This is a genomic window from Agromyces tropicus, assembly GCF_039531345.1.
In the GTDB taxonomy this organism is placed as follows: domain Bacteria; phylum Actinomycetota; class Actinomycetes; order Actinomycetales; family Microbacteriaceae; genus Agromyces; species Agromyces tropicus.
In genome coordinates this window covers 968,402-989,835 of record NZ_BAAAPW010000001.1, presented here as the reverse complement: position 1 = coordinate 989,835, position 21,434 = coordinate 968,402, and the positions used below count along the sequence as shown (strand labels likewise).

General features: G+C 71.2%; 23 protein-coding genes and 1 tRNA gene. 22 read left to right on the top strand and 2 right to left on the bottom strand.

What is annotated here, in order from left to right:
* Window positions 1-352: 352 nt before the first annotated feature.
* The 4 genes from ABD230_RS04535 to ABD230_RS04520 all read left to right on the top strand — a co-directional run bounded on the left by ABD230_RS04535 (window position 353) and on the right by ABD230_RS04520 (window position 2,203).
* Window positions 353-523, top strand: a complete 171-nt coding sequence (locus ABD230_RS04535; protein ID WP_344369769.1) for a hypothetical protein — start codon at window positions 353-355, stop codon at window positions 521-523.
* A gap of 390 nt (window positions 524-913) precedes the next feature.
* Complete coding sequence (locus ABD230_RS04530; protein WP_344369767.1) at window positions 914-1,279, top strand: hypothetical protein; 366 nt, start codon at window positions 914-916, stop codon at window positions 1,277-1,279.
* Between the two features lie 51 nt (window positions 1,280-1,330).
* Complete coding sequence (locus ABD230_RS04525; protein ID WP_344369766.1) at window positions 1,331-1,747, top strand: hypothetical protein; 417 nt, start codon at window positions 1,331-1,333, stop codon at window positions 1,745-1,747.
* A 51-nt stretch (window positions 1,748-1,798) separates the two neighbouring features.
* Window positions 1,799-2,203: a hypothetical protein gene (locus ABD230_RS04520; protein ID WP_344369765.1), complete on the top strand. Its 405-nt coding sequence runs from the start codon at window positions 1,799-1,801 to the stop codon at window positions 2,201-2,203.
* A 29-nt stretch (window positions 2,204-2,232) separates the two neighbouring features.
* Here the strand turns inward: ABD230_RS04520 and ABD230_RS04515 are convergent.
* A tRNA-Leu gene (locus ABD230_RS04515) sits at window positions 2,233-2,314 on the bottom strand.
* Window positions 2,315-2,424: 110 nt separating this feature from the next.
* On the opposite strand from ABD230_RS04515, the gene zwf reads away from it, so the two are divergent.
* Window positions 2,425-3,825, top strand: coding sequence for a glucose-6-phosphate dehydrogenase (gene zwf / locus ABD230_RS04510; protein WP_344369764.1), 1,401 nt, complete (start codon window positions 2,425-2,427; stop codon window positions 3,823-3,825).
* Window positions 3,826-3,846: 21 nt separating this feature from the next.
* Here zwf and ABD230_RS04505 read toward each other — a convergent pair whose 3' ends face one another.
* Window positions 3,847-4,542 carry a hypothetical protein gene (locus ABD230_RS04505; RefSeq protein ID WP_344369763.1) on the bottom strand — a complete coding sequence of 232 codons (696 nt, stop codon included), beginning with the start codon at window positions 4,540-4,542 and terminating at the stop codon, window positions 3,847-3,849.
* Window positions 4,543-4,767: 225 nt separating this feature from the next.
* Here ABD230_RS04505 and ABD230_RS04500 point away from each other — a divergent pair, with 225 nt between their 5' ends.
* The 17 genes from ABD230_RS04500 to ABD230_RS04420 all read left to right on the top strand — a co-directional run bounded on the left by ABD230_RS04500 (window position 4,768) and on the right by ABD230_RS04420 (window position 21,413).
* Window positions 4,768-5,082 carry a hypothetical protein gene (locus tag ABD230_RS04500; protein WP_344369762.1) on the top strand — a complete coding sequence of 105 codons (315 nt, stop codon included), beginning with the start codon at window positions 4,768-4,770 and terminating at the stop codon, window positions 5,080-5,082.
* A 108-nt stretch (window positions 5,083-5,190) separates the two neighbouring features.
* On the top strand, window positions 5,191-7,449 hold the full coding sequence (locus ABD230_RS04495; protein ID WP_344369761.1) for a PAS domain S-box protein: 2,259 nt from the start codon (window positions 5,191-5,193) through the stop codon (window positions 7,447-7,449).
* A 2-nt stretch (window positions 7,450-7,451) separates the two neighbouring features.
* The gene (locus ABD230_RS04490) at window positions 7,452-9,116 is read left to right on the top strand and encodes an FAD-dependent oxidoreductase (protein WP_344369760.1); all 1,665 of its coding nucleotides are present in this window, start codon (window positions 7,452-7,454) and stop codon (window positions 9,114-9,116) included.
* A 127-nt stretch (window positions 9,117-9,243) separates the two neighbouring features.
* Window positions 9,244-9,999, top strand: coding sequence for a DUF6345 domain-containing protein (locus ABD230_RS04485; RefSeq protein ID WP_344369758.1), 756 nt, complete (start codon window positions 9,244-9,246; stop codon window positions 9,997-9,999).
* 62 nt (window positions 10,000-10,061) lie between these two features.
* Window positions 10,062-10,883, top strand: coding sequence for a hypothetical protein (locus ABD230_RS04480; protein ID WP_344369757.1), 822 nt, complete (start codon window positions 10,062-10,064; stop codon window positions 10,881-10,883).
* Between the two features lie 75 nt (window positions 10,884-10,958).
* A complete protein-coding gene (locus ABD230_RS04475) occupies window positions 10,959-11,942 on the top strand; it encodes a hypothetical protein (RefSeq protein WP_344369756.1) in 984 nt (327 codons plus the stop codon).
* 139 nt (window positions 11,943-12,081) lie between these two features.
* A complete protein-coding gene (locus ABD230_RS04470) occupies window positions 12,082-14,901 on the top strand; it encodes a M14 family metallopeptidase (RefSeq protein ID WP_344369755.1) in 2,820 nt (939 codons plus the stop codon).
* A gap of 408 nt (window positions 14,902-15,309) precedes the next feature.
* Window positions 15,310-16,014 carry a potassium channel family protein gene (locus tag ABD230_RS04465; RefSeq protein ID WP_344369754.1) on the top strand — a complete coding sequence of 235 codons (705 nt, stop codon included), beginning with the start codon at window positions 15,310-15,312 and terminating at the stop codon, window positions 16,012-16,014.
* A gap of 125 nt (window positions 16,015-16,139) precedes the next feature.
* A complete protein-coding gene (locus tag ABD230_RS04460) occupies window positions 16,140-16,316 on the top strand; it encodes a hypothetical protein (protein ID WP_344369753.1) in 177 nt (58 codons plus the stop codon).
* A gap of 141 nt (window positions 16,317-16,457) precedes the next feature.
* Window positions 16,458-16,781 carry a hypothetical protein gene (locus tag ABD230_RS04455; protein WP_344369751.1) on the top strand — a complete coding sequence of 108 codons (324 nt, stop codon included), beginning with the start codon at window positions 16,458-16,460 and terminating at the stop codon, window positions 16,779-16,781.
* A gap of 81 nt (window positions 16,782-16,862) precedes the next feature.
* A complete protein-coding gene (locus ABD230_RS04450) occupies window positions 16,863-18,098 on the top strand; it encodes a TadA family conjugal transfer-associated ATPase (RefSeq protein WP_344369750.1) in 1,236 nt (411 codons plus the stop codon).
* Complete coding sequence (locus ABD230_RS04445; protein ID WP_344369748.1) at window positions 18,095-18,958, top strand: type II secretion system F family protein; 864 nt, start codon at window positions 18,095-18,097, stop codon at window positions 18,956-18,958. The genes ABD230_RS04450 and ABD230_RS04445 overlap by 4 nt, the downstream gene beginning before the upstream one ends.
* Entirely contained in the window at window positions 18,946-19,893 is a 948-nt protein-coding gene (locus tag ABD230_RS04440; RefSeq protein WP_344369746.1) for a type II secretion system F family protein, read from the top strand. Before ABD230_RS04445 ends, ABD230_RS04440 begins: the two co-directional genes overlap by 13 nt.
* An 81-nt stretch (window positions 19,894-19,974) precedes the next feature.
* Window positions 19,975-20,142 carry a hypothetical protein gene (locus ABD230_RS04435; RefSeq protein WP_344369745.1) on the top strand — a complete coding sequence of 56 codons (168 nt, stop codon included), beginning with the start codon at window positions 19,975-19,977 and terminating at the stop codon, window positions 20,140-20,142.
* Window positions 20,073-20,525 carry a TadE/TadG family type IV pilus assembly protein gene (locus ABD230_RS04430; protein ID WP_344370115.1) on the top strand — a complete coding sequence of 151 codons (453 nt, stop codon included), beginning with the start codon at window positions 20,073-20,075 and terminating at the stop codon, window positions 20,523-20,525. Before ABD230_RS04435 ends, ABD230_RS04430 begins: the two co-directional genes overlap by 70 nt.
* Window positions 20,500-20,970 (top strand): hypothetical protein, encoded by a 471-nt coding sequence (locus ABD230_RS04425; RefSeq protein WP_344369744.1) that lies wholly within the window; start codon window positions 20,500-20,502, stop codon window positions 20,968-20,970. The genes ABD230_RS04430 and ABD230_RS04425 overlap by 26 nt, the downstream gene beginning before the upstream one ends.
* Window positions 20,967-21,413, top strand: coding sequence for a pilus assembly protein TadG-related protein (locus tag ABD230_RS04420; protein ID WP_344369741.1), 447 nt, complete (start codon window positions 20,967-20,969; stop codon window positions 21,411-21,413). The genes ABD230_RS04425 and ABD230_RS04420 overlap by 4 nt, the downstream gene beginning before the upstream one ends.
* Window positions 21,414-21,434 lie beyond the last annotated feature (21 nt).

Genomic DNA, 21,434 nt, shown 5'->3' with positions numbered 1-21,434 from the left:
GGAGCAGCATCGGACCACCTCTTGATGGCTGGATGCCGCGGTCGCTAGGCTCCGCACGAATGGGGCCGGACGCGACGCAGCCGGCCATCCCCCGAAAGCCCGCCAGCGAACGCACCCCCTGCGCGCCCGACCCCATTCGCCCGCGGCGGTCTGCTCGGAGGTGGCGCTGCGACCGTGCCGATCCGCGCCGAGTCCCTGCGAGCCGCGCACCCGGATCGACCTCGGCTGAGCCGTGCTGAGCTGAGTGCGGAAGGTGGGACTTGAAATCTCCTCGACCTCCGCGCGATCTCGGGGGAGTGGACTCGATCACCTGATCAGGTATCGAATCCCTGATCTCGTTCGATCTCGTTCAGTGCTGTTCGCTGCCCACAGAGTGTGGGCAAAGGTGTGGTCACGCGAAGCAGTCGCACTCGATCTCGTCGGCGAGGTCGGCGTGCGTCACGCGAAAGGCGATGGGATCGACCTCGAACAGGATGCGCGAGGCATTCTGAAACTCGATGACTCGATGACGTTCAGAATCTGAACGTGGCCATTCCGAATGGCCAGTCACTGGCCAGACCCCCACCCTCGTGAATTCCGATCTTGGCTAGGGATTGAGTGCCGCTCATCACCCTGGCGGATGTCCCGAGTCCACCAAACCTTCCGTGCTACAAGATCAGCCTTCCGATGTTCGTTACGTCGAAGACACGAAACGGAGGCCGGTCGCCCATATGCTTGTGATTCCGTAGCACCGATCCAGCACCACCCCCAGTCTGGAGTTCCCATGGGCACTGAGAACCGCCCTGAGCCTGTCGAGCGAGGCTCGTCACGACGTAGCGTGCTGAAGGCCGCAGCATGGAGCGTGCCCGCCATCGCCGTCGCGGTGCCCGCCCCGGCGTACGCCGCGTCGCAAGTGCCGATCGAGGGGCCGGTCGTGACCTTCGGCCCGCTTCAGATCTTCGGGTTCCGACCGCAGTTCGCCGCGTCGACGCTCGTCTCGTATCACCCGGACCGCTGGATCGGAGTCCCGCCCGGCGCCACGATTCCTCCGAGCGTGCCCGGCTCGGGGACGTTCCGCATCTATCAGGGCGACACCCTGGTGTCCACGGCGGCCACGCCGGCCTTCGCGGCACTTCCGGGTAATGCCGGAGTGACCGTGCAGCGCCCGCCGCTGCCGCCGGGGATGTATCGTCTCGAATTCCAAGCCACGCTCGTCTCGCAGGAGATCGACGGAATCCAGTTCGTCCCGAACCCGGTTCCCACGCTGACGCTCGACTTCGAGGTCCCCGCCGGACCCTGATCTCGGCGAGTCCCGACCCCTCGGTCGGCTGACTCTCCTACGCTCGCGATCGTGAACGTCTGGGCGACCCTCGCGGCAGTGATCCCGATCCTCGGTGCCCTGATCGCGGGGGTCCTCTACTTACTCGATCAACGAGGCTTGCGACGCGAGCGTGCCCTACGCAGGCGCGTGCGCGACGAGGAGGCCGAGTATCGCGAGCAGATGCAGGCATCCCTGATCGAGAGCGGTGCGAAGGAGTCCGCCGCCATGATGCAGGCGATCGGCCTTGGCATGGAGTTCCGCGAGCGCAGGCTCGCCGAGCACGGGATCGCCAAGCCCGGCCCGACGAACGATGACTTCGACATCGGCCTCGCCATGACTGGTCCGGTAGCGGGCTGGGGCGAGATAACCCGACAGACGATCGTGCTCGTGTCGGCGGCACTGGGCATGGCCTGCCTCGCGATCCAGTACATCGAGAGCGCCGCCTGACCTCGGCGAGCCCCGGCCCGTGCGGCACCCGGCTCTCGTACGCTCACCCCTGTGAACGTCTGGGTCGTCCTCGCCGCCGTGATCCCGATCCTCGGTTCGTTGTGGGCGGGTGCCGACTACCTGATCCACCAGAGCAAGTTGCGACGCGAGTACCGCGCGCGCAAGCGAACCCTCGACGCCGCGGACGCGTACGCCGCGAAGTACCACCGCTCGCGCGAGCAGAGGCAGCAGTACCGCGTCCGGCTGCTCTCCATGTACGGCGTTCCGCGCACTGAGGCGACGTGGGGAAGCGTCCAGATCGGCGGCGATGACGCTGGACGTGTACGCCGACCTGTTCGACGACGATCTCGACGGCGTCGCGAGCCGTCTGGACGAAGGTGCGGCGCGCGCTGGTGTGGGCAAAGTGTGGGCACGAGCCGCATCGGGGGCATGAGCAAGGCCCCGACTTCCGCGTGATCACTGGGAAGTCGGGGCCTCTGATCTCGTGCGGAAGGTGGGACTTGAACCCACACGCCCGAAGGCACAGGAACCTAAATCCTGCGTGTCTGCCGATTTCACCACTCCCGCGAGTGCCCGTTCAGTCTAGGCGGCGGTCAGGCGGGGGCCGGGCCGCGTGACCGGCCGCCGCGGCATCCGCCCCTTGTCGGCATCGCCGCATGTCCGCAAGACTGCCGCCCATGGGGGCAACGGATGACGTGACCGCGCGTCGCGACGTCATGGTGATCTTCGGCATCACCGGCGACCTCGCACGCGTGAAGACCTTCCAATCGCTGTACCGGATGGAGCGGCGCGAACTGCTCGAGTGTCCGATCGTCGGAGTCGCGTTCGAGGACTGGACGAAGGACCGGCTCGTCGAACGCGCCCGCGAGAGCATCTCGGCCGAGGAGGACCATCTCGACGAGCGGGTCTTCCGGCGTCTGGTGGATCGCATCTCGTACGTGCACGGCGACTTCGGCACGCCCAACACGTACGACCGCCTGCGGGAGGCGATGGGCGGGGCGGAGCATCCGCTCTTCTACCTCGAGGTGCCGCCGAACCTGTTCGCGACGGTCGTGAAGGGCGTCGCCGGCGCCGGCCTCGCCGGGAACGCCAGGTTCGTCATCGAGAAGCCGTTCGGGCACGACCTCGACTCCGCGAACGCGCTCGCGGATGAACTGCACTCGGTCGTGGACGAGTCGCAGCTGCTCCGCGTCGACCACTACCTCGGCAAGGTCGGACTCGAGGAGATCCCGTTCCTGCGCTTCGCGAACACGCTGCTCGGGCCGGCCTGGAACCGCGACCACATCGACCACGTGCAGATCTCGATGACCGAGGCGTTCGGCGTGTCGGACCGCGGGCACTTCTACGATCCGGTGGGTGCGCTCCGCGACGTCGTCGTGAACCACCTGATGCAGGTCGTCGTCGCCGTCGCGATGGAGGCCCCGGAGCCCGGCGACCGGTCGTCGATCGGCCGCCGGCGCACCGAGCTGCTCCGCGACGTCGTGCCCGCGGACCCGGCGCGATACGTGCGTGGGCAGTTCCGCGGCTATCACGACGTCGACGGGGTGGCGGCCGACTCGACGACCGAGACCTACGCTGCGCTCGAACTCCGGATCGACAACCCGCGCTGGCGCGGCGTCCCCTTCTTCATCCGCACCGGCAAGCGGCTGCACGTCACGCAGACCGAGGTGCGCGTCGTCTTCCGCGAGGCGCCCTCGCTCGGGTTCGGGCTGCGCGGCGAGCACCCGCCGTCGAACGAGCTCGTCGTGCGGCTCACGCCCACGTTCGGCGTCCGCGTGGAGCTCACGGCGCAGCGCGTCGACGCCGCCGACCCCGAGCTGGCGGAACTCGACGTCGGGTTCGCCGCGCCGCCCGGTGAGGCGCCGACGCCGTACGAGGTGCTCTTCGAGGCGGCGCTCGCCGGCGGTGGGGTGCGGTTCGCCAGCCAGGGGACGGTCGACGCCGAGTGGCGCATCATCCAGCCCCTGCTCGACTCGCCACCCGAGGTCCACGAGTACGAGCCGGCCACCTGGGGCCCGGACCAGGCCGACGCGCTCCTCGCGGATCGGGGCGGATGGCGCAGCCCCTGGCTCGGCTGACCCGCCCGCCGTCGCGGCGGCTCAGCGGGTCGGCACGACGTCGCCCGACGAGAACCGCTGCACCAGCTGCGTCTTGCGCCGGATCGTCTCCTCGTCGGTGGGCAGGTCCCAGATGGTGAGCTGCTCGTCGGGCGCGACCGTCTCGACGCCGCGCGACGTCGTGATCTCGATCTCGTCGTGCTCGACGCCGAAGAGGTCGGTTCCGCGCCGCGCGCCCCAGCGCACGATCGTGCCGAGCGGTTCGCCGTCGGGCCGGGCCAGCACGTGGCCGACATGCTGCGGGCCGAGGCTGCGCGCCGACAGTCGCCGCAGCGGTCGCGGCTCGTCGCCCGTCACGTTCGGCCAGCAGAGCTTGCACGAGCGCACGCCCGAGAGGTCGCGCGCGGCCTGCCGTGTCACGAGCGCCGGCATCGGGAGCCGGTAGCCCGGGTCCGTCGCGAGGCGGCGCCGGTGCGGCGTGGTCCAGCGGGACGGCCGGTCCAGGTGCGACTCGATCGAGGCGCACTCGAGGCGGTGCAGCATCCGCTCGCGGGCGGAGCCGCCGCGCGTGACGGCGTACTCGGCGCCGGCGTCGAAGCCGCGGCGGAGCTCCGCCACCTCTTCGGCGACGATCCGCGTGACGAGCTCGTCGACGGCGTCGCTGCGGAACTCGGCACTTTCGCCGGTGCGGGCGGCGTCGACCTCCTCCTGGGTGCGTGCTCGTTCGGGTCCGGTCATGCGCGTTCGCTCCGTTCTCGTCGCCCCCCGCGGCCGTGTCTCGAGCCCGAATGTACTGAGGCGCGTCGCCGCGGCGCACGGCGACGCGCGGGCGTGTCGAGCCGTTGGCACCCGAACGCGGGGTCCGTGCCGTGCCGGGCCGCGGCATCCGGTTCCGGGGCGGCGACGCGTGCGATTGACTGGGGGCATGGCGCAACGGCAGCGTGGACGAACGGCGGACCCGACGTGAGCGGGGGATTCGGCGGCGGCTTCGGCGCCCGACGCGGCATCCCGGGCGACGACGGGCCGACCCGGCGGCCGTCGCTCGCGGCCATCATCGGCGTCGGGCTGGCGGTGCTCGCGTTCGCACTGCCGTCCTGGTTCGCCCTGCCCGTCGGCGCCGCCGCGATCGTGCTCGGCGTGGTCGCCCGCCGGCAGTTCCGCGCCGATCCGGCCACGGGCCCCGGCTGGCTCTCGATCACCGCGATCGTGCTCGGCGCCTTCGTGCTCATCGGGCAGGTGCTCATCCTCCTGACCGTGCTGTCCACCGCGCCCGCCTGACCCGGACCGACGGCACCCCGTACGGGGGACAGTCCGACGTGCATCCCCGTCGATAGGGTGGCGGGACACGACCAGCGACGACGACGCGGACCCGGAGAGGAGGCCTCCGTGGCCCAGCTCGGCTCGATCCTCGTGATCTCCGACGATGCCGGCGCGATCGCCGACCTGAGCGGCATCCTGGAGGAGGACCGCTACACGGTGGTCACGGCCGAGGGCGACCTGGCGCACGCCCACGCCGCCCTCGCGCACGGCCCCGACCTGATCGTGCTCGACGCCGGACTGCACCACGCCGACCCCTTCGCCATCGCGGCCGAACTGCACGGTGCCGCCGAGACGCATGACCTGCCGCTCATCTTCATGGCCGCCGACGCCGACGTCGAGACGCGGGTCCGGGGCCTCGAGGCCGGCGACGACCTCATCGGCATCCCGTTCGACGCCCGCGAGGTGCTCGCGCGCATCGAACGCCAGGTCACCGTCTCGAAGGTGCGGATGGCGCTGCGCGAGTCCGAGGCGAAGTTCCGCTCGGTCATGGAGTCGGCGATCGACGCGATCATCTCCGCCGACTCCGAGGGCATCATCCGCAGCTGGAACAGCGCCGCCACCGCGCTGTTCGGCCACAGCGAGGCCGAGGCGATCGGGCAGAAGCTCGAACTCGTCATCCCCGAGCGGTTCCGCGACCTGCACCGCACCGGCATCCACCGCGTCAGCACGGGCGGCGAGACCCACGTCATCGGCTCGACCGTCGAGCTGGCCGCCATCCGCGCCGACGGGTCGGAGTTCCCGATCGAGCTGTCGCTGGCGACCTGGTTCCTCGACGAGGACCGCTACTACACGGGCATCATCCGCGACATCAGCGAGCGCAAGCAGGCCGAGCAGAAGTTCCGCTCGGTCACGGAGTCGGCGATCGACGCGATCATCTCGGCCGACCACACGGGCCGGATCGTGTCGTGGAACTCGGCGGCGTCGCGCATCCTCGGCTACGCGGAGGAGGAGGCCGTCGGGCAGCAGCTCGAGCTCGTGATCCCGCCGGAGTTCCAGGACCTGCATCGCGCCGGCATGAAGCGGTACACCGAGACCGGCGAGGCGCACGTCATCGGCACGACCGTCGAGCTCTCCGCGATCACGAAGTCGGGCGAGCAGATCCCGATCGAGCTGTCGCTGTCGACGTGGACCGTGCACGAGGACCGCTACTACACGGGCATCATCCGCGACATCGGCGAACGGAAGGCCGCCGAGGAGGCGCTGCGCCAGAGCGAGCAGCAGCTGCGCGAGCGTACCGACGAACTGCGCGGCAAGAATTCCGTGCTCGAGCAGACGCTCGCCCAGATCGGCCAGATGCAGGACCAGCTGATCCTGCAGGAGAAGATGGCCTCGCTCGGCAAGCTCAGCGCCGGCATGGCGCACGAGCTGAACAACCCGGCCTCCGCCGCCCAGCGGGGTGCGTCGCAGGCGATGGCCGTCTTCGCGAAGCTGCAGGACGCGCAGCTCCAGCTCGGGCGGCTCGGCGTCTACGGGTCGAAGCTCGAGCAGCTCCGCGAGCTCGACCGGCTCGCCGTCGAGCGGGCCGACCAGCCGATCGAGCTCGGTGCGCTCGAGCGCAGCGACCGCGAGGCCGACGTCGAGGACTGGCTCGACGAGCACGACGTCGACGACGGCGGCGAACTCGCCCCGGCCGTCGTGAGCCTCGGACTGTCGGTCGACGACCTCGACGACCTCGCCACCGCGTTCGCCGACGACGAGGCGCCGGTCGTCGTCGAGTGGCTCGGCCTGAAGTTCCTCATCTACACGCTGCTCTCCGAGGTGGCGGTCGGCACGACCCGGATCGTCGACCTCGTGAAGGCGCTGAAGACGTACACGTACATGGACCAGACGCCCGTGCAGGATGTCGACGTGCGCCGCGGCCTCGACAACACGCTGATCATCCTGCACAACAAGCTCAAGGGCGGCGTGCACGTGGTCCGCGAGTACGACGCCGACCTGCCCGCGATCCAGGCGTACGCGAGCGAGCTGAACCAGGTGTGGACCAACCTCATCGACAACGCGATCGACGCCATGGGCGGCAGGGGCACGCTCACCGTCCGCGCCCGGCGCGACGACGACGTGGTCGAGGTGCAGATCGAGGACGACGGACCCGGCATCCCGCCGGACAACCTGGGCGTGCTGTTCGACCCGTTCTTCACGACCAAGCCCGTGGGTGAGGGCACCGGGCTCGGGCTGCCGATCTCGCGCAACATCGTGGTGAAGAAGCACCACGGCGACATGACGGTCGACTCGGTGCCGGGCCGGACGTGCTTCACGGTGCGCCTGCCGATCGACTCGACGCCGACGCCCGGCGACGCCGTGCCGGACGACGACGGAGAGGGCTGACCGTGGCGAAGCCGGTGATCATGACGGTCGACGACGAGCCGCAGGTGCTCAACGCGATCGCCCGCGACCTCCAGGCGCGCTACCGCGGGGACTACCGCGTCGTGAAGGCGTCCTCTGGCCAAGAGGGGCTCGACGCGGTCGCGGAGTACCTGAAGCGGGGCACGCCCGTCGCCCTGTTCATCGTCGACCAGCGGATGCCGGGCATGACGGGCACCGAGTTCCTCGAGCAGGCGCTGAAGCTCGTGCCCGAGGCGAAGCGCGTGCTGCTGACCGCCTACGCCGACACGAACGCGGCGATCACGTCGATCAACGCGCTCGACCTCGACTACTACCTGCTGAAGCCGTGGGACCCGCCGGAGGAGCGGCTCTACCCCGTGATCGACGACCTGCTGGACGACTGGCGCGCGTCATCCCCGCCGGTCTACGAGGGCATCCGGGTCGCGGGCACGCTGTGGTCGCCGACGACCCACGCCGTGAAGGACTTCCTCGCCCGCAGCCAGATCCCGTACCAGTGGCTCGACATCGAGAAGAACGAGGGCGCGCGCGAACTCGTGGACGCCGCCACGAGCGGCACGACCCGGAAGCTGCCGGTCGTCTTCCTGCCGGACGGCACGACGCTGTTCTGCCCCGACCTGCACGAACTCGCCGAACGCATCGGCCTGCGGGCGCCCGCACAGCAGCCGTTCTACGACCTCGTCGTCGTGGGCGCCGGCCCTGCCGGCCTCGCGGCGGCGGTGTACGGCGCATCGGAGGGGCTGCGGACCGCGGTCGTCGAGCGCGAGGTGCCGGGCGGGCAGGCCGGCACGAGCTCGCGCATCGAGAACTACCTCGGCTTCCCGAACGGCATCAGCGGTGCCGACCTCGCGCGGCGCGCGGTGACGCAGGCGAAGCGGCTCGGCGCCGAGATCCTGAGCCCGCAGTCGGTGACCGGCATCCGCCTCGAGGACTCGTACAAGATCGTCACGCTCGACGACGGCAGCGAGCTGCGATGCCGGGCGCTCGTGCTCGCGACGGGCGTCTCCGCCCGCACCCTGGGCGTGCCGGGGGAGGAGCGCCTGCTCGGGGCATCCGTCTACTACGGCGCCGCGGCGTCGGAGGCGGTGGCGTACAGCGGATGCCGCGTGGCCGTCGTCGGCGGCGCGAACTCGGCCGGGCAGGGCGCGATGTTCCTGTCCCGGTACGCCGCCGAGGTGACGATCCTGGTGCGCGGCGACGGGCTGGAGTCGTCGATGTCGCGCTACCTCATCGACCAGATCGAGGCGGCGCCGAACATCACCGTGCGGCCCCACTCCCGGGTCGCCGCCCTCACTGGCGAGGAGCATCTCGAGTCGGTGACCGTCAGCGACATGTCCACGGGCGGCGAGGAGGAACTGCCGGCCGACGCGATGTTCGTCTTCATCGGTGCCGTGCCGGGCACCGGTCTCGTGCGCGGCCTGGTCGACCTCGACGACCACGGCTTCGTGCTCACCGGGCAGGACCTCGTGCGCGACGGCAGGCGCCCGCACGGCTGGACGCCCAAGCGCGACCCGTTCCTCCAGGAGGCGAGCGTGCCGGGCATCTTCGCCGCCGGCGACGTGCGACACGACGTGATGCGACGCGTGGCGTCGGCGGTCGGCCAGGGGTCGGTCGCGGTGAGCCTCGTGCACAAGTACCTCGAGACGGTGTGACGGGCGCGCGGCGCCGGGGGAGGTTGCCGCGGACTGCGCGCCGGAGTACAGTCGCGCCGGTCGGTCCCGGTCTTGAAGTGACACGTGTCGAGACCGGGACGGGTTCGATCGGCGCTGGGGGGCGACGATGAGGTACTCGACAGGTGCGGTGAATGTCTACGTCGCGAACGGATGTTCGGGGCCCGATCTGAAACTGTGCATCAAGGAGGCGAACGCGTTCGCCGCTTGGTACCAGGTGTCCGGTCACACCTCGGTCTCACGTTGGCAGGACGGCAATGTCTGGGGATCGGACTTCCGCGACGGGGGAGGCGACCTCGATCCCGGCGGCGGTGCCGACATCACGGAGATCTACTTCTACTCGGGCCACGGCACGTGCCAGAACCCACCGACGTCGACGAGTCCTGACTTCATCTCGACGTGCGGCAACTTCGGCAAGCCCAGCCGGGTCGACATCGGAGCCGAATGCGGATTCGGCAACGGTTCCGGCACCCTGCAGTTCCTGTTCCTGGACGCATCGTGTCCGATGGACCTGGTCTCGATCACGACGAACTGGTTCGCGCCGTTCGCCGGACTGCACATGGCGGTCGGGCACTCGGGGACTTCCAACGCCGACACCCTCGACAGCGTCGACCGAGGCTCGCAGTTCGGCGCGCGGACCGCGGGCCTTCCCGACCCGGCGGGATGGCTGTTCCCGCAGCAGAGCGTCGGTGACGCCTGGATGGCCACTGGAACGATCGATATCCAGTCAGGATGCTCGGCAGTGGTCGTCGCCGCTGGACGCACCGAATCGGAGGCGGTCGATCGGCGCGAGCACGAGCGGATCGACGACCATCGCGCGGATCCCGACTCGACGTGGATCGCGTGGCGCTGGCGCACGCGCTGAACCCCGCGTGGCCGGGCGGGCTGGGACAGGGATGATCGGGTCCGGGGAAACGGAGTGGTGAGATGCCTGACGCGAACGAGAAGCTGGCGGAACTGAACCGGCGCATCGAACGACCGCGACTCCTGGAGGAGGCCTCTGCGATCGTCGGCTTCGACCTCGGCGCGAGGCCCGAGGTCGGTGTCGCGGCGAACGCGGTCGGCATCCGATCTCGCGCATACTCGTACAGCCGACGGGTCGACAGCCTGACGGTCTTCGCGCGCGACGCCGCGTACGGGATCGATGGCCGGGCCGGCGCGTGGACCGGCGCGGCTCGCCCACTGGAGGCCGCGTGCCGTCGGATCGCTCGTGCTGCCGGGGTGCCACCACGGGAGATCGCCGCGATCGACATCCTGACCGATCTCGGGCAGTCCGCGCGACGGGACGCGTCAGAGGACCTGAGTGAGCCGACGGTGCTCCAGCGGGTCGCCGTGGCGCGTCGGGTCGTCGACGGCGTCCCGGTCTGGTCGTCGTTCTGCAGCGTCGCGCTCACCCGCGAGGGGGAACTCGGCGAGGTCGAACTCCACTGGCCGCAGATCACCGCGGTCGCCCTCCGCGAGGCGCAGCATCTGGGCGAGCTGAGTGGGCGTTGGAAGCCCGACCCGCCGGAGGGGGCCGTGGTCGAGGAGGTCGACGCCGGAATCATCCATTCACCGGCCATCGGCTTCATGATGGACATCGTCCCGGTGATCCGGGTGATCTACGGTCCCCGGGACGGCGAGCACGGACGCAAGGCCGTCGACTACCTCGACCGCCACGGCTCGTCCGTCGCGATGCCACGGGACATCGACGGGATGCCGGCGAAGTCGTACGAGCGGAGCTCGCCTCCGACCTCGACCGCGAGCTGATCGTCCGTCCGGAGCTTCGATCCGAGAACGCGGCCGGTCGTCGCAGGCGACCCGGCGGCGCGCCATGATGGACGCATGGCGACCGACCCCGTGGCGGAGGCGGCCGACGCGCTGTACGCGCTCGTGCCGGAGGAGTTCACGGCGGCGCGCAACGCGCGCGCGGGCGACGCCCTGGCCGGCGGCGACCCGGTCGTGGCGAAGGCCATCGGCGCACTGCGCCGCCCGTCGCCGTCGGCGTGGATCGTGAACCGCCTCGCGCGCGACGAGCCCGACCGCGTGGGCGACCTCGTCGGACTCGGCGGCGAGCTCGCGGACGCACAGGCCGCGGGCGACGGCCGGGCGCTCGGAGCGCTGGTCGCGGAGCGCCGCGAGCTCATCGGCGACCTCCTGCGACTCGCGTCCGGGCTCGCGGAGGCCGCCGACCGCTCGCCGTCGCGCGCCGTGCTCGACGAGGTGGAGCAGACGCTCGTCGCGGCGAGCGTCTCCGCGGAGGCGGGCGCCGCCGTCGCGAGCGGGCGGCTCGTGCGGGGCCTCCGCGCGGTGGGCGTCGAGGTCGACCTCGCGGGTGCGGTGGGCGGTGGCGAACCCGGCCCGCCGCGCCGGCTCGGCCGGAAACGCAGCGACCGCGAGGGACGATCGGATGCCGCGGGCCGCGCGACGCAGACGGCGCGCGGCCGTGGCGGTGGCGATGGCGATGACTCGAGATCGACGTCCTCCCGCGCCGACCGATCGGAGGCGGCCGCGCGTCGTGGACGCGAGCGCCGGGCCGCTGAACTGGAGGCGATCCGTCGACGTGCCGAGGCCGACGCGGAGGCGCTCATCGAGGCATCCGATCGCCTGCGCGCCGCGACCGAGCGCGTCCGCGCGCTCGAAGCCGAGCGCGACGAGCTCGATCGGCGGATGGCGGAGGTGCGCGCCGAGGTACGCCCTGCCGAGCGCGAGGTGCGTTCCGCGACGCGTGCCCATGAGGCCGCCGAGGCGGAGGCGAGCCGGTCGCGTACGGCCCTCGAGGCGGCCCGGGCCGACGCCGACGGCGACCGCGACGACGACGCCGGCTGATCCCGGCTGCAGGTGCTCCCGAAATGCCACCGGTACTGGGGGTTGAGGCGTCCCCGGCGAATCGGAATCGTGTGCCGCAGGTGCGTCGCAGGGTCGTCCACCGAGGGGCGGTCGGGTCGCGCACGGGATGGACCTCGCGATGTCTCGCTCCTGGTACCGCCGCCTCACCGTCATCGGCGTCAGCGTCGCTCTCGCCCTCGGCGCCTCGCTCACCGCCGCGGGTGCCCACGCCGAACCGCCGCCCGCTGAGCCGGTCGACCCCGACGCCGTGTCGATCGTCACGCTGACGATGGCGGACGGCGACCTGCTCGGCGCCGTGGTGAGCGCCGGGTACGACCTCGACCACGACGTCGTGCGCACCGCGGACGGCTTCGCGGTCACCGGCATCGTGACGAATGCGCAGATCGCGGAACTCGAGGCGATGGGCGTCGGCATCGACGTCGTGGCCGACGAGGCCCAGATCGAGGCGACTCGCGAGGCGCGGATGGCCGAGCGCGACGCGGCGATCGAGGCGGCGGCCGAGGCCGAGGCCGAGGCGAACCTGCTCACGACCGACGAGGTGGTGATCGCCCGCGCGGATTACTTCACCTCGACGGATGACACCGAGTTCCTGTCGGTCGAGGCGAAGAGCAGCGACGCCGACGCCGCCGACCTGACCGTCGAGTGGGACGCCGGGCCGGGCACCGCCATCGGCGACGGCGGGAGCGCGACGATGGATGCGTTCGTCGACGCGGGGGAGTACCTGTACCACCGTGTGCAGGTCGAGCTGAGCAACCGGGCGGCGCTCGTGATCGCGGGCGGCTCCGCAGGCGGCAGCTACACGGCGGTGGGCGCGGCGTTCGGTGCCCCGCTCGACGAGACCGGCGTGGCCGGCGCCGTCGAGCTCGTCCAGGGCGGCGGCGGATCGACGCTCGCGTGCGACCCGCTCGTCGGCTTCACGCCCGGCAGCATCGCCCTCGTGGATCGCGGGTCGTGCGCCTTCGTCATCAAGGTCGCCAATGCGCAGGCGGCCGGGGCGTCGGCCGTGGTCGTCGCGAACAACAATGCGAGCGCGCCGTTCGCGATGACGGGCAGCGACCCGTCGATCACCATCCCATCGGCGATGATCTCGCAGGACGACGGCGCGATCATCCGCACCGGCCTGCCGGCCGCCGGCACCCTCGGTCTCCTGCCGCCGATGCCGCCGCCCACGCAGGTGCGTGTCACGAGCTCCGGCGGCGGATCGGCCGAGGCCGACGTGACCGAGTGGCTCGCCGACACCGAGCCGGGCAGCGCGCCCGCGGCGCCGCCGGGCCTCGGCTACGAGTCGGGTTTCCTCGACCACTACCCCGACGCGTACGAGCTCATGGACCTCATCGAGCAGCTCCACGCCGAGTTCCCTCACCTGACCGACGTCATCGACCTGCCATACGAGACCAACGGCTATCGCCGTTCGGCCATGCACCTCTCGGGCGGCGCGGCGTCGCAGCGCGTCGTGCTGACCTCGCTCGCATGGGGCCACGAGGGCGGCAACGACCTCACCATCGAGTACGCCGACCCCGGTCAGGCGAACTCTCCGCTGAGCGTGTCGGTCACGGGCGACGCCATCCTGGTGTCGCTGGCGACGGACGCGACGGGCGCCCGTACGTCGACCGCGGTTCAGGTCGTCGCGGCCATCATGGCGAATGGCACCGCGGCATCCCTCGTGGAGGCGAACACGTACCGCGGCAACGCCGGCGGCGGGGTCGTCGTGGCCGCCGGGCCCGAGCCGCTCTCCGATGAGCTGGACGCGCCGTCGAGCATCCCGCGCGAGCCGTTCCAGGTGAAGGCGCTGCGCATCGGCAAGCACCGCGACGGATCGAAGACCGGCGTGCTCACCTACTCGCAGGAGCACGCTCGCGAGTGGCAGACGCCGCTGGTCAACATCGAGACGGCGTACCGGATGCTGCACAACTACCAGACCGACGCCGACACGCGCCGACTGGTCGACAACCTCGACATCTTCATCGTGCCGACGGTGAACCCCGACGGGGCGCTGTACAGCTTCTACGACTCCGCCTTCCAGCGGAAGAACATGACCAACTACTGCGGCCCGGGCGAGCCGAACGACGTCAACGCGCGCAACGCCTGGGGCGTCGACGACAACCGGAACCAGACGTACGGGTCGCTCTTCGACGGATACGAGGGTGCGTCCACGGACTGCACCTCAGCGGTGTACGCCGGCCCGTACGAGCAGTCCGAGCCGGAGTCGCGCAACCTCGACTGGATCGCGAGCACGTACTCCAACATCGACTTCGCGATGAACATCCACAGCTCGGGCAACTACTTCATGTGGTCGCCGGGCGCGTACTCGATGCCGGGACGCATCACCCTGCCGCGACCGAGCTTCGGGACCGAGCAGTACTTCTACGAGTCGTCGGAGCGCATCCTCTCGGCGATCAAGGAGTGGCGCGGCCTCAGCGTGACTCCGGCCCGCACCGGGCCGATCGCCGACGTGCTCTACTCGGCCGCCGGCAACTCGGGTGACCAGCTCTGGTACGTGCACGACATCTACGCGTGGAACTTCGAGGTCGGCACGTCCTTCCAGCCGGAGTGGAGCGAGGCATTCGACGAGATGATGGAGTTCTCGAACGGCGTCGTCGAGCTCTACCAGGTGGCGAAGGACTGGTCCGACGACCGCACGAAGCCGCGTTCGTGGCTCACGCAGCCGGGCTCGAGCCCGTACTCGGGGCCCGTGGCGGTCGGGTTCGACGCGACCGAGCCCGTCACCATCCACTACACGCTCGACGGTTCGAATCCGACGTACTCGTCGCCCGTGTACGAATCGGCCGGGATCCGCGAGGGCGGCGAGGCGATCCTGATCGACGCCACGACGACCGTGAAGTGGTTCTCGGTCGACGAGTCGGGCAACGTCGAGCGCAACTACAAGCCGGGCAAGAAGGGCTCGAACCAGGAGCAGGTCGTCATCGCCGTCGAGTGACGGCTGCGCCCGGTCGGTGGGAGTCGCCCGGGTGCAGTGGATGCCGCGGCATCCGCCGAACTCGTCGGTGCCGCGCTCGCCCGGCGGGAGTACCGTTGATCCGTTCCCCCGGGTTCGGGAGAGGGGAGCGGGCGATGGACGGCAAGTCGTTCCGGTGCCGGATCGGCATGCATCACTGGGTGCTGCAGCACGAGCCCGAAAGCGGCGGTGCGTTCTACGAGTGCTCGAGGTGCGGGAAGGACCGATCGCCCGACGGGCCGTCGGTGCCGCCGGTCGTTCCGGGCTGACGAGCGCCCCGAACCGGCCGCGATCCCGGCACGCGGCACGCGTCGCGACGCGTGCGCCGCGGCATCCGTCGCGCACGGCGTGCGTGACCGAACCGTGATGCGGGCTTCCTAGGGTGGACGGATGTCCCAGCAGACCTGGCAGAAGCTCGTCGAATGGCCCCTGTTCGCCGCCGCCGTCCTGTTCCTGGCGGCCTACTCCTGGGAGGTGATCGCCGACCTGCAGGGCCCCGACGCCGTGCTGGCCGAGTCCGTGATCTGGGGCACGTGGGGGCTGTTCGCGCTCGACTATGTCGTGAACCTCGCGCTCGCCGAGGACCGCCGGCGCTGGTTCGTGCGGCACCTGCTCGACCTCGCGGTCGTGGTGCTGCCCATGCTGCGGCCGCTGCGGATCCTGCGGGTCGGGACGATCATGGTCGTGCTCGGTCGCACCGCCGGCGCGATGCTGCGCGGCAAGGTGATCCTCTACGCAGCTGGCGCGTCGGCGATGCTCGTGTACGTGGCCGCGCTCGCGGTCCTCGACGCGGAGCGCGGGCAGGACGGCTCGATCCAGACCTTCGGCGAGGGCCTGTGGTGGGCGTTCGTCACGATCACGACCGTGGGGTACGGCGACTTCTTCCCGGTCACGCCGACGGGCCAGCTCGTCGCGGTCGGCGTGATGGTCGGCGGCATCGCGCTGATCGGTGTCGTCACGGGCACGCTCGCGTCGTGGATCGTCGAGCGCGTCAGCGTGAACAACGAGGCCGAGCAGGTCGCCACGAAGGCGCACATCGACCAGCTCACGGCCGAGCTGCGGGAGCTCCGCGAGGAGCTCCGACAGCGGGCCTGACGCGCCATCCTGCGCCCTCGCGAGCCGTTGCGTGGGAGTTGGCTGGGAACCTCCACGGATTCGCTAGACAGCCTCTAAAGTCTGGACTTGGAAGCATTCTTGCAGCCGAGTCGAAGGGGACCGAAATGCTGAAGAAGGCGCTGATCACGCTCGTCGTCGCGGGAGGACTCGTGGGTGCGGTGGGGGCCGCGCCGGCGATGGCACTCAACCCGGCGGTCTGCAACCAGGGCGTCGCGACCGCCGGCCACACCACGCCGGCCGGGCCGCACCTGGCGAAGTTCGCCGAGTACTGCCACCCGTGATCGACGGCCGCTGACCACGACGCCTCCGGATTCCAAGCCCACGGGCCGGGGGCGTCGTCATGCGCGCGGGAGGTCGCGTCGCCGCGTCCACGCCCGACCCGTCGAGGAGGTCGCCGTTCAGTGGCCGCACGGATGCGGCCGATGGCACGGCCGCGCCACACTCGGAGCATCGAGGAGGCGATGGCGATGTCCGAGATGGGGCCGATCATCCTGAAGGCCGACACGTGGCGCACGCTCGAGACCGTGTGGGGGAAGGTTCCGTCGATCAGGCACGTCTTCCGCTTCCCATCCGGGGTCAAGCTCCGAGTGCGGTACGGGGCCGGCTGGTTCAGCGTCTCGCGTCAGAAGAAGACCACGGACGGCGTGAACGACAAGACCCTCTCGGTCAGCGGTTGGGTCGGCCGAGCGCGATTCCAGGCGAAGGCGTCGAAGGAGGTCCAGCTGGTCTGGACCCGGTTCCCCTGACCCGGCCGGCGCTTCTCCGTCGCACACGGCCATGTGGATAAGTCCGCGGCCGGCGGCCGCCGGCTCTCCAAGATGGTCAGCATGTCCGACGCCGTCCGCACGATCGCCGAGCGCGTCCGCAGCCGGGTGCTCCGCGACGGCGTCGAGCTCGAGTCCGATGCCGGGCTCGCCGAACGCCTCGCCGCAGAAGAGGTCCGCCGGTACGCGGAGCGTGCGCTCGCGGGCGCGCACGCGCCGCTCGGCGACGAGCACGGCACGGTGCGCGAGGTCGCGGCATCCCTCACCGGCTACGGCCCGCTCCAGCCCTTCTTCGACGATCCGACCGTCGAGGAGGTCTGGATCAACTCGCCGACCCGCGTGTTCGTCGCCCGCGCCGGCGTCGCGGAGCTCACGACCGTCATCCTGTCGGACCGCGAGGTCCGCGACCTCGTCGAGCGGATGCTGCAGCACTCCGGCCGTCGGGTCGACCTGTCGTCGCCGTTCGTCGACGCGTCCCTGCCCGACGGGTCGCGACTCCACGTCGCCATCCCCGACGTGACGCGATCCCACTGGGCGGTGAACATCCGCAAGTTCCAGCAGCGCATCCGGTCGTTGCCCAGGCTGGTGGAACTCGGCGCGCTCACCCGACCGGCGGCCGAGTTCCTGCGGATGTCGGTTCTCGCCGGCGCGAACGTGCTCGTCTCCGGGGCGACCCACACGGGCAAGACCACGATGCTGAACGCGCTCCTCGCCGCGACGCGGACCGGCGAGCGCGTCGTGACCGTCGAGGAGACGTTCGAGCTCGACGCCGACGTGCGCGACCTCGTCGCGCTGCAGTGCCGCCAGCCGAACCTCGAGGGCACAGGCGCGATCACGCTGCGGCGACTCGTCAAGGAGGCGCTGCGGATGCGGCCCGACCGGCTCGTCGTCGGCGAGGTCCGGGAGGCCGAGAGCCTCGACCTGCTGATCGCGATGAACTCCGGCATTCCCGGGATGTGCACCATCCACGCGAACTCCGCCCGTGACGCCATCGCGAAGCTCTGCACCCTGCCCTTGCTCGCCGGTCGCAACATCGACTCGGCCTTCGTGGTGCCGACGGTGGCGAGCTGCGTGGACCTGGTCGTCCACCTCGAGATCGATCGCGACGGTCGGCGTCGCGTCGCGGAGATCGCCTCGATCACGGGCGAGGTCGATGACACGCGCATCGACGCCTCGACCCTGTTCCGGTTCGACCGCGACGGCGGGGAGCTCGCACGGACGACGGAGTTCCCTCGTCGGCTCGCCAAGTACGAGGCCGCCGCGCTCGATCCGGTCATCGTGCTCGGGGGAGCGGCGTGAGCATCGCGCTCGGCGCGTCGCTCGGCCTCGGACTCGTCCTCATGCTGTCGCCGCTCATCTGGCCGCGCCGCGTCGAACTCGAGTCGTCCCGTCGTGGGGCTGCCGCGGCGATCCGGGACGAACTCGCGCTCGCCGGCATGCCGGGTGCGCCGATCGCGGCGGTCGCCGTCGTCTGCGGCGTGATGGCCGCACTGAGCGGCGCGATCGCGCTGGCGGTGTTCGCGGTGCCGGTGATCGCCCTCGTCGCCGCGAGCCTCGGTGCCGGTGCGATCCCGCTGCTGGTCCGCGCCCGGGCGAATCGGCGTCGGGCGGCGAACCGCGCGATCTGGCCGGACGTGGTCGACCACCTCGTCTCGAGCGTCCGCGCGGGAATGGGCCTGCCGGACGCCCTCGGCGCGCTCGGCGAGCTCGGCCCAGCGGCGACCCGTCAGGCGTTCGCCACGTTCGACGACGAGTTCCGACGGACGGGCGACTTCGCGTCATCCCTCGACGCCCTCAAGGATCGGCTCGCCGACCCCGTCGCCGATCGCATCCTCGAGACGCTCCGGATGGCGCGCGAGGTGGGCGGAACCGACTTGACGGCCGTGCTCCGCGGACTCGCGGCGTACCTGCGCGAAGACGCGGCGCTGCGCGCCGAGGTGGTGGCGCGCCAGTCGTGGATCCGCAACGCCGCACTGCTCGGCGTCGCCGCCCCGTGGCTGCTCCTCTGCGTGCTCGCCACGCGCCCCGAGACGCTCACCGCGTACGACTCGCCCGCCGGGACGGCCCTGATCCTCGTCGGCGTCGGCGTCACGCTCCTGGCATATCGGGTCATGTCGGCCCTCGGCCGGCTGCCGGAGGAACGTCGATGGTTCAGCTGACCGCGACGCCGGTGATCGCCCTCGCCCTCGGCGCCGTGTTCGGCCTCGGGCTCTGGTCGCTCGCCGCCTCGATGCCCAGGATCGGCCGGCCGCGCCTCGTCGACCGGGTCGCCCCGTACCTCACCGACATCTCGGCCGAAGCGCGTGCCATGCGTGCTCGCCCTGCGGGCGATCCCGGTTCCGTGCTCGGGGCGCTGATCCTGCCCGCGGCACGGTGGGCGCGTGGCGCGATGACCTCGGTCCTGGGCGGCAACGAGACGGTCCTGCACCGTCTCCGCCAGGCGGGTTCCAGCGCCACGGTCGAGCGCTTCCGTGGTCGGCAGCTCGTGTGGGCCGCCGTCGGCTTCGTCCTCGGGGCCGTCATCGGGTTCCTCACGCCGGCACTGCAGACCCTGCCTGCGCCGGGACGGATGCTGATCCCGGTGCTCGGTGCGGCCTGTGGCGCCGTCATGGCCGACTGGATGCTGCAGCGCACCGCTCGTCGTCGCCTGGCGCGCATCACGGGCGAGCTCCCGACCGTGCTCGAGTTCCTCACCCTGAGCCTCACGGCCGGCGAGGGGATGGCGGAGGCCCTCCGGCGCGTCGCCCGAGCCGGCTCCGGGGAGCTCGCCGGAGAGTTCCGTCGGGTGATGGCCGCGGTCGGCACGGGCGTCCCGCTGGGGACGGCGCTCGCCGCGCTCCGCGACGAGCTCGCGCATCCGGCGCTCTCCCGTGCGATCGACCAGGTGCTCGCAGCGCTGGACCGGGGAACGCCGATCGCGGAAGTGCTGCGCGCGCAGGCCGGCGACGCCCGGGCCGAGGCCAAGCGCACGCTGATCGAGTTGGCCGGACGCAAGGAGATCGCGATGCTCGTGCCGCTCGTCTTCCTGATCCTGCCGGTGACCGTCGCCTTCGCTCTGTTCCCCGGGTACCTCGTGCTGCAGTCGGGCTTCTGATGACCGCTCCGACCGACCCGATGCCCCTGCCCTCAGTGCACGACTCGATCAGCGACCGTACGACCGACGAGAGGACCACGCATGCCCCGACCGATCACCCGACGCCTCGCCGACGAACGCGGCGACGTTCCCGGATGGGTGCTGATCACCCTCATGACCGCCGGACTCGTGATCGTGCTCTGGGGCCTCGCGGGGCCGGCGTTCTCGGGGGTGTTCGAGCAGGCGATCGATCGCGTCGTCGGCTTCTGAACCGGCTGGGCGAGGAACGCGGATCCGCCGTCGTCGAGTTCTCGCTGGTCGGCGTCCTGCTCACGGCGCTGCTGCTGGCGGTCGTCCAACTCGCGCTGTCGTTGCACGTGCGGAACACCGTGCTCGACGCGGCCGCCGAAGGCGCGAGGTACGCGGCCCTCGCCGGCTCCTCGCCCGAGGCCGGGATCGCGCGCACTCGTGCCCTCATCGACGCCGCGCTCGCCGCGGGGTTCGCCGACGACGTGACGGCCGGGCGGACCACGATCGGCGAGACGCCGGCGATCGCGGTCACCGTGCGCACCCCGCTGCCGGTGATCGGGCTGCTCGGCCCGCCTCGCGGGCTGGAGGTGACGGGCCATGCCGCCGTCGAGACCCTCCGCTGAGCCGCGACGTCCTCAGCTCCGCGACGGCGGCGGGGAACGGGGGTCCGCGTCGCTCGAGTTCCTGACCGTCGGGGTGATCCTGCTCGTCCCGCTCGTGTACCTCGTCCTCGCGATCGGGTCCGTCCAGGCGGCGGCGCTCGGCGTCGAGGGCGCCGCGCGTCAGGCCGCACGGATCGCCGTGCTGGACGGCGGCGGTGCCTCGGGTTCCGTCGAGCGGTCCGTCCGCGTGACGTTGGCGGACTACGGCGTCGAAGCGGCTGCCACGGCGGTGCGCGTGGACTGCGCTCCGGCCTGTGCGGTGCCGGGTGCTCGCGTCACGGTCCACGTCGAGGCCGACGTCGGGTTGCCGCTCGTGCCGGCACTGCTCTCGTCGAGCGGCATCGGCATGATCCGGGTCGGAGCCGAGGCCACGCAGACCGTCTCGCGCTTCGCGGTGTCGACGTGACCGATCCCACCCGGCGGCTGCCCGACGACGAGACCGGCTCCACGCTCCTCCTCGCGATCCTCTACGGCGCGCTCGCCCTCGCGCTGGTGCTCGTGGTCGCGTCCGCGACCTCGCTCTACCTCGAGCGGAAGCGGCTCCTCACGATGGCCGACGGCGCGGCCCTGGCGGCCGCGGAATCGTGGGGGCTGGGCGATGTGCGGCTCGAGGGCGGCGGCCTCGTGGTGGGACTGGATGACGCCGCGGTCCGCGACGCCGCGGAGGCGTACCTCGGCGATCTCGGAGCGGCCGACGACGGCGTCGTGCTCGTGGGTGCGCGCTCGACGGATGGACGCAGCGCGACCGTGACGCTGCGCACGCACTGGCACGCCCCGATCTCGACCGAGTTCGTGCCCGTGCTCGTGCCGATCGAGGTCACCGCCGACGCGCGGTCGGTCTTCCACTGACGCCGCGCGAGGCCGGTTCGG